The organism is Andreprevotia sp. IGB-42 (genome assembly GCF_009848685.1).
GTDB lineage: Bacteria > Pseudomonadota > Gammaproteobacteria > Burkholderiales > Chitinibacteraceae > Andreprevotia.
Genome location: NZ_WXTX01000005.1, coordinates 90946 through 103334, shown reverse-complemented (window position 1 = coordinate 103334; position 12389 = coordinate 90946). Strand labels below are relative to the sequence as shown.

The 12389-nt window shown below is 62.0% G+C and carries 14 protein-coding genes; 3 read left to right on the top strand and 11 right to left on the bottom strand.

Features of this window, described 5'->3' with window-relative positions; genetic code table 11:
- Nucleotides 1-83: 83 nt before the first annotated feature.
- Both IGB42_RS09380 and IGB42_RS09375 read left to right on the top strand, forming a co-directional pair.
- Entirely contained in the window at nucleotides 84-416 is a 333-nt protein-coding gene (locus IGB42_RS09380) for a low molecular weight protein tyrosine phosphatase family protein (protein ID WP_159670472.1), read from the top strand.
- Between the two features lie 157 nt (nucleotides 417-573).
- Nucleotides 574-1029: a hypothetical protein gene (locus IGB42_RS09375; protein WP_159670469.1), complete on the top strand. Its 456-nt coding sequence runs from the start codon at nucleotides 574-576 to the stop codon at nucleotides 1027-1029.
- A gap of 118 nt (nucleotides 1030-1147) precedes the next feature.
- Here the strand turns inward: IGB42_RS09375 and IGB42_RS09370 are convergent, their stop codons facing one another.
- From IGB42_RS09370 to IGB42_RS09340, 9 genes are all read right to left on the bottom strand, one after another.
- On the bottom strand, nucleotides 1148-1321 hold the full coding sequence (locus IGB42_RS09370) for a hypothetical protein (protein WP_159670466.1): 174 nt from the start codon (nucleotides 1319-1321) through the stop codon (nucleotides 1148-1150).
- 91 nt (nucleotides 1322-1412) lie between these two features.
- Nucleotides 1413-3785, bottom strand: coding sequence for a hypothetical protein (locus tag IGB42_RS09365; RefSeq protein WP_159670463.1), 2373 nt, complete (start codon nucleotides 3783-3785; stop codon nucleotides 1413-1415).
- 169 nt (nucleotides 3786-3954) lie between these two features.
- Nucleotides 3955-4818: a DMT family transporter gene (locus IGB42_RS09360; protein WP_159670460.1), complete on the bottom strand. Its 864-nt coding sequence runs from the start codon at nucleotides 4816-4818 to the stop codon at nucleotides 3955-3957.
- Nucleotides 4819-5250: 432 nt separating this feature from the next.
- A complete protein-coding gene (locus tag IGB42_RS09355; RefSeq protein WP_159670457.1) occupies nucleotides 5251-5505 on the bottom strand; it encodes a hypothetical protein in 255 nt (84 codons plus the stop codon).
- 158 nt (nucleotides 5506-5663) lie between these two features.
- Nucleotides 5664-7577: an ATP-dependent helicase gene (locus tag IGB42_RS09350; RefSeq protein WP_159670454.1), complete on the bottom strand. Its 1914-nt coding sequence runs from the start codon at nucleotides 7575-7577 to the stop codon at nucleotides 5664-5666.
- Nucleotides 7578-7698: 121 nt separating this feature from the next.
- Nucleotides 7699-8301 carry a DUF6596 domain-containing protein gene (locus IGB42_RS21980; RefSeq protein ID WP_308419219.1) on the bottom strand — a complete coding sequence of 201 codons (603 nt, stop codon included), beginning with the start codon at nucleotides 8299-8301 and terminating at the stop codon, nucleotides 7699-7701.
- Nucleotides 8301-8705: a hypothetical protein gene (locus IGB42_RS21975; protein WP_201799884.1), complete on the bottom strand. Its 405-nt coding sequence runs from the start codon at nucleotides 8703-8705 to the stop codon at nucleotides 8301-8303. Before IGB42_RS21975 ends, IGB42_RS21980 begins: the two co-directional genes overlap by 1 nt.
- The gene (locus IGB42_RS21970) at nucleotides 8684-8872 is read right to left on the bottom strand and encodes a hypothetical protein (protein WP_201799883.1); all 189 of its coding nucleotides are present in this window, start codon (nucleotides 8870-8872) and stop codon (nucleotides 8684-8686) included. The genes IGB42_RS21975 and IGB42_RS21970 overlap by 22 nt, the downstream gene beginning before the upstream one ends.
- Complete coding sequence (locus IGB42_RS09340; RefSeq protein ID WP_159670451.1) at nucleotides 8863-9207, bottom strand: YciI family protein; 345 nt, start codon at nucleotides 9205-9207, stop codon at nucleotides 8863-8865. The genes IGB42_RS21970 and IGB42_RS09340 overlap by 10 nt, the downstream gene beginning before the upstream one ends.
- A gap of 212 nt (nucleotides 9208-9419) precedes the next feature.
- Between IGB42_RS09340 and IGB42_RS09335 the strand changes: the two genes are divergently transcribed.
- The gene (locus IGB42_RS09335; RefSeq protein ID WP_159670448.1) at nucleotides 9420-10253 is read left to right on the top strand and encodes an isocitrate lyase/phosphoenolpyruvate mutase family protein; all 834 of its coding nucleotides are present in this window, start codon (nucleotides 9420-9422) and stop codon (nucleotides 10251-10253) included.
- Nucleotides 10254-10288: 35 nt separating this feature from the next.
- Here the strand turns inward: IGB42_RS09335 and IGB42_RS09330 are convergent, their stop codons facing one another.
- Both IGB42_RS09330 and dapA read right to left on the bottom strand, forming a co-directional pair.
- Nucleotides 10289-10948, bottom strand: a complete 660-nt coding sequence (locus IGB42_RS09330; RefSeq protein ID WP_159670445.1) for a hypothetical protein — start codon at nucleotides 10946-10948, stop codon at nucleotides 10289-10291.
- A 387-nt stretch (nucleotides 10949-11335) separates the two neighbouring features.
- A complete protein-coding gene (gene dapA / locus IGB42_RS09325) occupies nucleotides 11336-12193 on the bottom strand; it encodes a 4-hydroxy-tetrahydrodipicolinate synthase (RefSeq protein ID WP_159670442.1) in 858 nt (285 codons plus the stop codon).
- Nucleotides 12194-12389: the final 196 nt, after the last annotated feature.

Genomic DNA, 12389 nt, shown 5'->3' with positions numbered 1-12389 from the left:
AGGCGCGCCAGGCAACCGGGCAACATCCATACTCGCCGTGATGCCCGGCGTTTACAGCAAGCCCCCACCATCAAGGAGCCTGATTGAGCACCAACCTGCTATTCATCTGCAGCCGCAACCAGTGGCGCAGCCCCACCGCCGAAACCCTGTGGCGCAAACGACCCGGCTATAACGCCCGCTCCGCCGGCACCAGCCCCAATGCCCGCAAGACGGTAAGCGCGGCCGATATCAGCTGGGCCGACATCATCATCGTGATGGAACAGAAACACAAAAGCCGCCTGAAGGCGGAATTCACCCGCCTGCTCGATCACAAGCCCATCCATGTGCTGGATATCCCGGACAACTACCGTTACATGGATGCGGAACTGGTGGCAATGCTGGAAGAGGCGATACCAGCTTGGCTGGAAGGCAGATAATCGAAATTTCTCGAAAATAGATGCAGATGAGCTATTAGATAGTAGCTATGCTCGTGTAAAAAATTTCCTTGGAGAAACCAACAAATAAGCCAAAATATAGATACAGAAAACATTTACACTAGCCTCAAAGCTTACGCATCGTTGCTCGGAGAAAACAGTGGACGAATCATTGAAAATAATTTTCACCACGTGCCTCACCATCTTTGGCAGCACGTTAGTTTTTGTTTTCGGACAAATATTAGGCAAATTTTTTATTGATCCCACTCATGATTTTCGAAAAACAATTGGAGACATCCAATTTGCTTTAGTTTTTCATCAACAAGCAATAAGTACACCAGTAGGAAACAGAGAATCAGAACTTGAGGCATCCCATGCATTGCGGCGACTTGCTTGTGACCTCTCATCTAAGGCAGCAGCAATTCCTGCATATAATATTTGGAGTAAAATCCTCCCGAATTACTTACCAAATCCAAAAGAAATTCATACTGCCGCAGCAAATTTAATTGGGTTATCCAACTCAGTTTTTCAAGAAAATCGACACGAAAGAAATTACAAGACTGTATCAAAAATACAAACTGCCCTCGGCATTAGAGAGCTGATTGATCAAGCATAACAAACAATCGTATGACGTAAATTTCGTCAAAAAGAAAGGCAAATAAAAATCCGACCTTGGAGAACAGAAAACGGCTTCTCATTATTTCGTCCTAACCTCGAAAAAATGGGCCTATCTGCTAATCAACCACACAACCCACCCACTCCGCTACCTCACGCAGCGTCCGCAACCTCGCCTGCCAGCCCACCACCTTTTCCGGCTGGCAGTGCTCCAGCTGCTCGCGGGTTTTCTCGATAGCCGCAGCGATCTTCTCCTGCAGCGCTTTGACTTCCGTATGGCTCATTGCACTCATCGTGCCCTCCTCCTGATTCATTCATCTCGCTGGCGGAGTGGGTCGGCCACCGAGCCGGCCCACCCGCATCTCGCAGGCTGTTGGCGCGCTGCTAAATCCCGCTACCGTTCTGCAGCTTCAACGCCACCTCGGTATTGAAGCGCTGGTTGTCCGCATTGGTCCGTTCACGCTGCATCTGCTGCTGCGCCGTCAGCTCCATCGCGCGGCGCGCCTGCTGTTCCTGCAGCCCTGCCTGGCGGATGGCGATCTGATCGTGGTGGCGCTGCATGTCGCCCGCCTGGTCTTGCTGGAACTCCTGGTGTTGCAGCTGGCGTTCCTGCGCCGCCCATTGCAGCTCCTGCTGCTGCAACTGCAGGCGCGCCTGCTCCAGCTGCAACTTGGCCTGCGCCAGTGCGGCGTTATCCTGCTGCGCCTGTGCATGGCCTGCCTGTGCGTCCGGGCCTGGTGCCTGCTGCTGTTGCTGCGCCATCTGCTCCGGCGTTTTCAGCACGGATTTGGGCAGGCGCATCACGCGGGAGATTTCCTCCACCAGCCCTTCCGGATTCAGGAACGGGCCGACCACCGGGTGGCCGGCCATCTGCAGCATCTGCATCAGGCCATTGGTCTGGGTTTCTTTCTCCAGCAATGCCGATACGCCCCGGGCCACGATATTGCAGTCGCCTTTTACCTTTTCATCGTCCGCATGCAGCATGTTCCAGTGGTACAGCGCACGGATGAAGGGCTTGGTCACGCCATCGTCAAAGCGCTTTACCAACCGGCCGATCAGCGTGGACATGGAATTGGCGGCAATCGCCGCGCCCGTGGCGGTTTCATTCAGGAAGCGCGTCTGGTCGCCCTGCTGCAGCGGATATACCCCCGTTTCCTCGCTCAGCAGCTGCGATGCCAGGTTGAACAGGCCCATCATGCCGGTCAGGTTGGACTGGATGGGCACCACGCGGAATGGCTCGGTACTGGCGTAGCGGCTATCCCATACCCAGCTCTTGCCCGGCTTGATGGTGTAATCGCCATCAGCACCCTGCACCGCGCCGATATCGATCAGCACCTGTGGCTTGGCACTGAGCGAGGCGTTATCGAGCATGGCGCGGAAGCATGCATTCAGCACGCGCTGGGTATGGCGCATTGCATAGGGCACCCCGGTGCCGAACAGGCTGGTGCCATCGGTTTCCAGCGTATACACCGCATACGGCAGCCGGCCATCATCCAGCGGGCTGAGCGATGCCTTGATCACGCGGTGTTCGGTAAACCAGATGCACGCTTGCAGCTCGGCAAACGGATCGTAATCGGGGTCATCTTCTTCCGGCAGCCCGGCGCAGCCGCACGCTTCCAGCTCGTTGCGCTGGATGGGGCCGTGGTATTCCCACAACTGGTAGCGCTTGTCCTCGATGCCGGTCAGGCTGGCCATTTCGCGCATCTCGGCCAGGTGGCTGGGCACGGTGGAACTGGGTCGCTCGCTCTCCAGCAAGACCTGGCGGATCTGCCCCTTGAGGAAATCATCCTGCCGCGCCAGCTCGCGCAACTGCTTGCGCGTCAGGTAATGGCGCTGGAATGCAAACTCGGCATCCTCGATCCGCTGTGCGGATAGATCGGGGAAAAACTCGAACGGGTCCACCCGCTCCGCCACCGGCTTGATCTGCGCCTGGCGCACCAGCAGGTGGAAGGTCGCGCCCGCCTCTTCCACCTTCTGGAAGCGCGTGGTGGTTGCGCTGTGCGCCACCGGGCCCTTGAGCACCCCTGTACCCAGCACCACCGCATCGTGGATCACATCGCGCAGGCTGGCGCTGTAATCGCATTCGGCCAACTGGTCTGCCATCAGCGTTTGCATGCGTGCCGCGCGGTCTGCCGCGTCGTCCAGGCGCTGGCGGGCCATGTCCCTGGCTTGCACCGGCTGCCCCATGGCCTGGCCCGCACCGTTCGCCGGTTGGCCAAACAGCTTATTGGGCGGCATGCCCGGGCCGTTGCCCATCTGCCCCGCCATAGCAGGCCCGCTCACCATGCCAGGCCCGCCCGGCATCGCGCCCGGGCTGCGGTAGCCGATCACCGTGTCATCACCCAGTACGGCATTCAGCTCCGGCATCGGCGTGGGCGTAATCGCCCAGTTATTGCCATCGCTGGGCAGCAAACCATCGCCCAGCCGGGATTCCAGCGCATTGCACTTGGCACGCGTCATGTTCACAAACGCCTTGGAACCACCGGCCACCTCGATACTGCTGAGCTGGTCGGGGTCATACAAGCCGTTGTATTGGCGCAGGTCTGCCAGCATGCGTGTTTCCACGCTGCGCCGCGCGGCCACCAGCTTGTCTGCCTGGCCTTGCAGGCGCTGGCCCAGGCCAGACAGGCGCTCGGCAAATTCGATCTGTTGCTGCTCGGTGTGGCGCTCGCTCTCCGCCTCTGAAAAAGGCTGGTCTGGCGTGGTTACGTCAAAGGAAACATCAGCCGCGGCAAACGGCATGGCAGTGGTCTGCATGGGTACGCATCCTGCGTGGATAGATACCCGCAAGACTACCGGTGGCCGCCCGATGTAACGGGCGGTGTAACACTGCCGGATGGGTGGGTTTGCTGGTGCGATCAGTGGGATGGCATGCGTTGGCCGGCGCCCACGGTCACACCGTGGAAGCCGGCCTGCAACAGCCCGGTCAGCTCACGCCCGGCCTGGCAAATACCAGCATCAAGCCACCCAGGATGGCCACCATGCCCAGCACGCTCTGCACCGATAATGCATTGCCCAGGAACACGTAATCGAGCAGCGCCGTGGTAACGGGCACGAGGTAGAACAAGCTGGTGACATTCACCAGATTGCCGCCACGGATCAGCCGGTACAACAGCAACTGCGCCAGCACCGAAATCACCAGCGCCATCCACAACAGCGGCACCACAAAGCCTGCGGCCCACTCGAACATGAACGGCCGGCCGGGCACGAATGCCAGGCACAGCAGCAGGCTTACCCCGTACTGCATGGGCAAAACCTCGACGGGCGCCTGCTGCACGCGCTTCTGCAGGATGGCACCCGCAGTAATGCTCAACAGCGCCGCCAGCGCAAACAGCGTACCGGTGCCCTGAAAACGCGCATGCATCAGGCTCTGGTACACCACCAGCGTCAGGCCACCCAGCGCCATGGCAAGGCCCAGCCCGCGCCGCAGCGTGAAGCGGCGCTCCACGAACAGCAGCGTGAGGATGGGCTGTATGCCCAGCACCGTGGCCAGCACCCCCGGATTCACCCCATGCGCCAGCGCCAGCAAGAAGTTGATCGCATAGCAGCCGATCATCAGGAAGCCGGCCGATGCCACCAGCCCGAACGTGCCGGGCCGCGGCAAGCAGCGCCTGCGGGCCAGGCCGATCAGCAGCAACACGCCAAATGCCAGCCCAAAGCGGATGACAAGAAAGGCAAAGGGCGATGCATGGGCCAGCCCCCATTTGGAAAAGATGGCGCCGCTGCTCCATAGCAGCACAAACAGCGCCGTCGAACCGGTTGCGGTCCATGCGGAACGATTGAAATTCATGATTCTTGTTCACCTGTCAGGGAAACAGACAGGCCCCAGCACAATCACCGTGCGCGCACGCAAACGGTGATGATCAAACCGTGATTGATAAAGCTGGAGCCGCGAAGCGGACTGACGATCAGTCCAGGGGGCGCAATGCAGGCGGTGCAACACCGGCAACTGCAACGCCCACGGGCGGTGCGACAGATGAAACAGGCGGAGAACCCGCGCGTACACCACCGACGGCCCGGAGGGCCGTTGCGGCGAGCAGTGCAGTACGCAGAACAGGGTTCATCGAGGTGACCGAAGCGTGATTGCCCAGGGTGGGCAACACCGATGGGGACTATAGCATGGGCGTATGCAGGCACAAACATACCGGGCTGCTTGTTGCGTGATGCAAACGGCCCGCTATGGCACATGCAGAGCGGATGCCGCCCGCGCTGGCCGATATGGCTAAGCGTTCTTTCCCCAATCGGCAAGCACGTCTTCAAAACCCGCCGTGCCGCCACCTTCAAGATCAAAGCACGAATAACCATAGCCCGCTTGGACGAGATGATCTGCGATCGGGCGTATTTTTGCCCAATCCGCATCCACCACCATGCCATGCGGTGCACCGTGGCCGTTGATCAGGAATTGCACGATATGAACTTCCCCAGCCATTTCGACTTGAAACGGCGAGATGATCTCCAGTCCATATTTTTCCTTCATTATTTCAATGACTTAGTACATAAACCAAGGTCCGAAAACGAAGATAACCATCTCATCGTGTTGACGGTCTGGGATAAAAACCGAGATACACAAGGCATTCAAGGAAACAGGCAGTACTGTGATGGTCAACACCGCCACGCAGACAGCAACGCTGATGCCTACACTTGCTTGGGTACCTTGGGCTTCACGATGAACAAGCCATCTTTTGCCCGTGTCATCGCCACATACAGCTCGCGCTTTTGCTGCTGGCTGGCGGTGGCATCAAAGTGCTCGGCCCAGTCGTAATCGCCGGCAGAAGGCAGGATCACGTATGGCCATTCATTGCCCTTGCACTGGCTGACGGTGGTGATCGCCAGCTTTCTGGCGGCGGGCACTTTGGCATCGTAGGCGCTGTACTGTGCATCCAGCTGTCTGGCAAACGCACTGGCGCCGTCGGCCAGCAGGCGTGCCAGCAAGTCCTCCAACAGGCTGCGGCCGGCCTGCATGTCCTGCTGGTTTTTCGCCAGCGAGCCAAACCATTGCCACACATTGGTCCGCTCCAGCCAGGCGTTCACCGCCTCATCGCCAAACGCATCCGGCAGATCGCCATACAGGTGGCGCAGCAGGCTGAGCGCATGGCCGGTATCAGCCACCAGGTAATCAAACTGGCGGGTTTCGTTGTTGAAGACGGTCAGCATGCTGCGGATCACTTCGGTATTGCTGGCCGGCAATGCCGGGGATGCCGCCAGCTGCACCAGCGCACGGCAATCCAGATAGCTGTATTGCGCGGGGGCGTACCAGCCATGCAGCAGCACGCAGGCGCGCAAGATCAACGCCTCGCGCGTGACCGGCAGTGGCGCCACGCCGGCACAGTAAAACGGCAGCTTGGCGGCATGCAGCGCCGCCATCAGCGGGTAGGCCATGCGCGTACCCGGCACGATCACCGCGATATCCTTGCCCAGCGCGCCATCCTTGAGCAATTTGCCGATCACCTGGATGACGGCATCCGTCCATACCGCACCGCTTTCCACTGCCTTGATGAGGGTATTGGCCTTGGGCCGGGGGCGGATGGCCGGGCTGCTGGCGCTGATGGTCTTGAGCAGGTTGCTGGCGGACTTTGCCAGCGGCAGGCCAAAGCGGTAGGTGGCGGACAGCGGCAAATGCAGTACATCGCTGAACACCGCTTCAAACTGCCCGAATGCCGAGAACGGCGCAAAGCCGCGCCATTCAAAGATATCCTGTCCCCGGTCGCCCACGGCCACGATGGCCACGCCCGCGCGTGCCAGCGCCTGGATAATGCTGAAATGCACCGCCTTGGTATCGTGGAATTCATCCACCAGCACGTACTGGATGCGGTTGGCCGCCACGAAGCGGGCAATGGCATCCGGCTCCTGGCTCAGGTCGTACGCAGCATCGCCGTGGCTGAGAAAATCCAGCCGCTCGCGCGCTTTCTCGTACTTCAGGAACAGTGCGTACGCCCATGGCGGCAGGTCCATGCCTTCCAGCGTGGCCTCCAGCACTTCCCAATCGTACTCATCGGCGTAATCCAGATCCATGCTGCTGAACGGCGGCTGCGCAAATGTCAGCGATACCTTCAGGTTGGCCACCGTATCCAGACATGCGGCCAGGTCATCGTGGCCGTAGCCGATCACTGCCGCTTCATCGCGCAAGCCATACGCGGCATTCAGATCGCTGATCGCCTCGCGCATGGCGATGAAGGCCCGGTCATCCGCATTGCGCGCGCGGCCCAGAGAACCGGCTTCCCAGCGCTTGCCGGCGGCATGGTCACGCAGGCAGCGGATGGCGAAGGAATCGAAGGTGCCGCTCACATTGGTCAGCTCCGCCGGGCTGATACCCGGCTGTACCAGCGCCTTGTACTGCGCCTTGAAGCGCATATCACCGCGGCGCGAGAACGTCAGCACCAGCGCGCGCATGCCCGCCCGCGCCAGCGTGCCGTGCAATGCCGCCAGCGCGGTGGTCTTGCCGGTGCCGGCCGTCGCCTCGATCAACAGATGCTGCTGCGCCTTGCGCGCCGCCGGCCAGCCGAGGATGGCAGCCAGTTCATCGTTGATATCAATACCGGGGAATGTCATTACTGCCTTGGGCTGCATGCGCGAACAAGCGCGCAGTGTGGTTCAAAGCCCCCGGCGCTGCAACGTGACGATGCCCGGTGGCGGTAAAACCGGTCGCGCCAGTCCAGCATGGAACGCAAGCTCAAGTCGCAACCGTGCTTAACCGCCCCAACTCGCCCTGCAAGAACCGCCGCACAGCCGGATCAGCCTCCAGCCCGATCGCACGCCGGTAAGCATCTGCCGCTTGCGCATGTCCGGCCTGCGCCAGCAATGCCGCGCGCGCCGCCCAATAGGGCTGGTATTGCGCCAGCTGCGGCTCATCGACCAATGCATCCAGCGCCGCCAAGCCTGCAGCCGCACCGGCCGCCTCGCCTTGCAAGACTTGCTGCTGCGCAGCCAGCGCCACCGCACGGTTGATCGCCACCACCACTGATCCGGTCATCGCCAGCAACGCATCGTACAGCGCCAGCACGGCTGTCCAATCCGTCTGGCCGCTAAAACGCCGCGCCGCGTGTGCAGACTGCACCGCAGCTTCCAGCTGGAAGCGCCCCGGCGCCCGCCTGCGGCTGGCGGCCAGCAACAGCGTTTCGGCTTCGGCGATCAATGCACCATCCCATCGTGCCGGATCCTGCTCGCGCAGCGGAATGAAATCACCAGCGGCGTTGCGCCGTGCATCCCGGCGCGCCTCGGCATGCAGCATCAGTGCCAGCAGGCCCGAAGCCTCGGGCGCATCCGGCAGCAACATCACCAGCAAGCGGCCCAGCCAGATGCCCTCCTCCGCCAGCCCGCCAGCTCGTCGTGCTCCGGCACGCGGAAGGCAATGCCCGCCTGCTGGATACGCCGCTTGGCGCGCACCAGCCGCTGGCCCATGGTGGCGGGCGCCACCAGGAAGGCCGAAGCTATCGCTTCCGCATCGAAGCCCAGCACCGTCTGCAGCATCAGCGGCGCCCGCACGCCGGCATCAATGGCCGGGTGCGTGCATGCAAACATCAGCCTTAGCCGGTCATCCGGAATGGCAGCCATTTCATCGCTGGCAAACTCATCCGCCAGCAAAATCAGCGTCGGCTCGGCCAGGTGTGCGGTCTGGCGGCGGCGCGCGCCATCGATCAGCTTGCGCCGCGCCACCGTCAGCAGCCACGCCTCCGGCACCTGCGTATACCCGTGCGCGGCCAGTCGCTCAGCGCGCTGGCAAAGGCTTCCGCCAGCGCGTCTTCCGCCCCCGCCACATCACGCGTGCGCGCCGCCAGGTAGGCAATCAGCTTGCCATAGCTGGCACGTGCCACCGCCTCGGCAGTCTGCGCTGCGCTCAGCCCCAAACCGGGCGTACCTCGATGGCGCCGTGCGCGGCGCCGGGGCAGCGCGCTGCCCACGCCAGCGCCGCATCCAGGTCTGCCACCTCGATCAGGAAGTAACCACCCAGTTGTTCCTTGGTCTCGGCAAACGGGCCGTTCACCACGCTCTGCACGCCGCCGGGTGCACGCAGTGTCACGGCCTCCGCAGTCGGGCGCAAGCCGTGGTTGCCGCGCAGCACATCCGCCGCCGTCATCGCCTCCACATACGCCATATACGCGCCATACATTTGCCCGGCTTCCTCGCGGGGCAGGCTCAGCATCGCCGCTTCATTGGTGTACTGCAGTAACAGGTATTTCATGGTGTCGCTCCATCGGGTTGGTGCGGGCAATGTGCGCCGCCATGACAATGACGGCCCGGCAACGGGGATTTCGACAGCGGCCAGAAAAAGATGGGCCCACCATCGCCATGCAGCGCCATCTATCATAGCGGCTGCATCCGGATTGTTTGAAGCCGCCGCAGGCAAAAGCGGATGCGCCGCACCCGCCCCTGCCATCGATGGAGCAAAACCCCATGCCCACCCAGGCCGAAAAATCCCAAGCCTTCGTTCACCTGCATCGCCCCGGCAACTGCTTCGTCATCCCCAACCCGTGGGATGCCGGTTCCGCCCGCCTGCTGCAGCACCTGGGCTTTGCCGCGCTGGCCAGCACCGGGGCGGGGTTCGCGTTTTCGCAGGGGCGCACCGATCTCAGCATCAATGCGCGCGATCTGCTGCCCTACCTGGCGCAACTGTGCGCAGCCAGTGATCTGCCGGTCAGCGCCGATCTGCAAAACGGCTTCGGCCCAAACCCGGATGAAGCGGCAGCGGCCATTGTCGCTGCTGCGGCAAGCGGGGTGGTAGGCGGCTCGATTGAAGATGCATCGGGCGATGCCGCAGTGCCCATCTACGATATCGGCCTGGCCACCGCCCGCATCGCGCAGGCGGCAGAAGCCGCCAAAAGCCTTGGTTTCAAGTTCATGCTGACCGCGCGGGCAGAGAATTACCTGTACGACCGACCGGACGTGCGCGACACCATCGCGCGCCTGCAAGCCTATCAAGATGCGGGCGCAGACGTGTTGTACGCGCCGGGCATCACCTCACTCGCTGACCTGAAAACCATCCTGGCGGAAATTGATCGCCCGCTCAATGTACTGATGGGTTTGCAGGGCGTGCAATTGCGCGTGGCAGAATTGGCCACGCTGGGCGTTACCCGCATCAGCGTGGGTGGCTCGATGGCCCGCGCCGCCTACGGTGCGCTGCTGCGCGCCGGGCAGGAAATCATGGCCGAAGGCACATTCGACTATGCTGTCGATGCGATATCGGGCAAGGAAATGAACGCGATTTTCGCGCAAGCAAAGCCGGATTGAACAGCAATGCTTCAGCGATTGCACCGCCCCTACCCTCAATCTTCCAGCAGCTCGATGCCCTTGCGATAATCGAACAGTACGCACTGGCAACTGGCGATGGGTATGCCTGCCGGGGCAAATTGCTGCAGGCCGGCAACGATCTGCGCCCGCAAGCCGGCAGCGCATGGCACAGCAGCCAGCAGCTCGCCCGTCAGGCTTCGGCTCAATTGCCGGTTGGCGTGCTCGACCAGGCCCAGCTGCGCGGCTGGGCTATCCTCACGCAGATAGATCAGCACGCGGCTGCCGCTATATCCGCACTCATCGCCGTCTAGGCTATTGAACGCGTCCGTTACCACGATGCGCGCGATATGTGCCCAGCTGCAGGTGGTGGCTTGTGCATTCAGCGCGGGGGTCATCACCAGCCCGGCCGCACCTGCCTGCAGCAATACATAGCCCGGCTGATCGGCCATTTTCCGGTGCAACTGCCAGCGTGCCCGTAGCGCCCACGCGCCCGGCAACAGGAACAGCAGGCCAACAGCCGGCAGCACCCATTGCTCATCCGCACCAGCGATCAGCCATCCCTTGCTGGGCAGCAAAACGAACGCCGCACCGAACCCCAGGCACACCATCGCCAACAGAAGCGTGTACAGCAACACGCCTTGTTTATCCCGGTACAGCAGTAACTGGTTTTGATCGGCAAGCAGACTGATCTTCACGGCGGTCCTGCTGATGCATGCAATACCGCCATTAACCGTGGCGCCTGCTGGCGGGTCAAGCCGATGGAATGCTTGTGGTAGCGAATACACACCCCATTCACCGCTGGCTTGCTCCAAGTTCCGGGCAATCACCGGTGCGGTGCCAGCCAGTCCCGCTCCAGCATGCGCACCATCATTTCAAAGCCACCCCGCTCGATCAGGCCATAACGGCTGCGTGAGCGCGCGCGCCGGTTTGCGCAACGGTGGCAGCGCAGCCCGACTGCCCTGGCGCAGGCTTTGATCACCAAACTCGCGCCGCACCGCTGGCCGCCCCCGATGCACCTTCATGGAAAGCCACAGCAAAAACCTGCTGTGGTGCCCGCCCCGTGCCGCTGCCCGCATGTACGCTCAAGCAGCCTGCAGCAACGCCAGTTGCAGCTGCGTTGCCGCGGCAACCGGTAGCATCGGTGCGCGCAGCTCGTTGCGGATCAACCCCTGTGCAGCCAGCGCCGCTTTTACCGGCGCCGGGTTGGGCTCGATGAACAAGGTCTGGATCAGTGGCACCAATTGCTGGAAGCGCCCGCGCCCCTCCGCCAGTTGCCCGTTGCAGATCGCGCGGTACACCGCCACGAAATCAGCTGGCCGCAAGTGGGCACTGGCCGCAATGGCGCCATGGCCGCCCAGGCACAGCGTATTGAACAGGTTGAGGTCCTCGCCTGCCAGTACCGCCAGCCGGCCATCCATGATCAGCGCCAGCGTGGTATCCAGCGAGCCGGCACAGTCCTTCACCGCGTGGATGTTGGGGTGTGCGGCCAGCGCCAGCAGCGTGGGCAGCTCGATGCGCACACCGGTACGGTACGGGATGTCGTACACCACCAGCGGGTGGCGGCTGCTATCGGCCAGCGCGGTAAAGTGCGCCAGCAAGCCCGCTTGCGACGGGCGTATGTAATACGGCGCCGGCACCAGCAAGCCCGCCAGCGGCAGTGCGTTCAACTGCTGCACGCGCTGCTGCAACGCGGCTGCGTTGTTGCCGGCCACACCCACCACCACCGGCAGCGTACCGGCAGCGGCAAGAATGGTGGCTAGCACCGCATCCTGCTCGGCATCGCTCAGTGATGACGGCTCGCCGGTGGTGCCGAGCGCCACCAGGCCGTGCACGCCCGCGTCAACGTAATGCGCAACCAGTGCGCGCAACGCCGCATGGTCGACCGCGCCATCGGCAAACGGTGTGATCAGTGGAACCCAGATACCGGAAAAAATCGACATGCCCTACCCTCCAGAAAAGACCGGTAAAAACCAGCCAGAGGGACAGACAACAGGGGGAGATTCACCGCCACAGCCATTCCGTCACCTCTGACGGAACAGCGCTCCGGTCAGACGAGCAACTGTTTTTTGGCTTTGGATGCCGCGCACGCCTGCGCCACGCCAACGGGGGCGTGAAGTGCAGTCAGGAAAGCGTGGG

Coding starts and splice junctions, on each gene's coding strand:
- IGB42_RS09370 (WP_159670466.1), bottom strand. CDS start 1,321: ATGAGTGCAATGAGCCATACGGAAGTCAAAGCGCTGCAGGAGAAGATC.
- IGB42_RS09365 (WP_159670463.1), bottom strand. CDS start 3,785: ATGCAGACCACTGCCATGCCGTTTGCCGCGGCTGATGTTTCCTTTGAC.
- IGB42_RS09360 (WP_159670460.1), bottom strand. CDS start 4,818: ATGAATTTCAATCGTTCCGCATGGACCGCAACCGGTTCGACGGCGCTG.
- IGB42_RS09355 (WP_159670457.1), bottom strand. CDS start 5,505: ATGAAGGAAAAATATGGACTGGAGATCATCTCGCCGTTTCAAGTCGAA.
- IGB42_RS09350 (WP_159670454.1), bottom strand. CDS start 7,577: ATGACATTCCCCGGTATTGATATCAACGATGAACTGGCTGCCATCCTC.
- IGB42_RS21980 (WP_308419219.1), bottom strand. CDS start 8,301: ATGTTGCTGCCGGATGCGCCCGAGGCTTCGGGCCTGCTGGCACTGATG.
- IGB42_RS09340 (WP_159670451.1), bottom strand. CDS start 9,207: ATGAAATACCTGTTACTGCAGTACACCAATGAAGCGGCGATGCTGAGC.
- IGB42_RS09335 (WP_159670448.1), top strand. CDS start 9,420: ATGCCCACCCAGGCCGAAAAATCCCAAGCCTTCGTTCACCTGCATCGC.
- dapA (WP_159670442.1), bottom strand. CDS start 12,193: ATGTCGATTTTTTCCGGTATCTGGGTTCCACTGATCACACCGTTTGCC.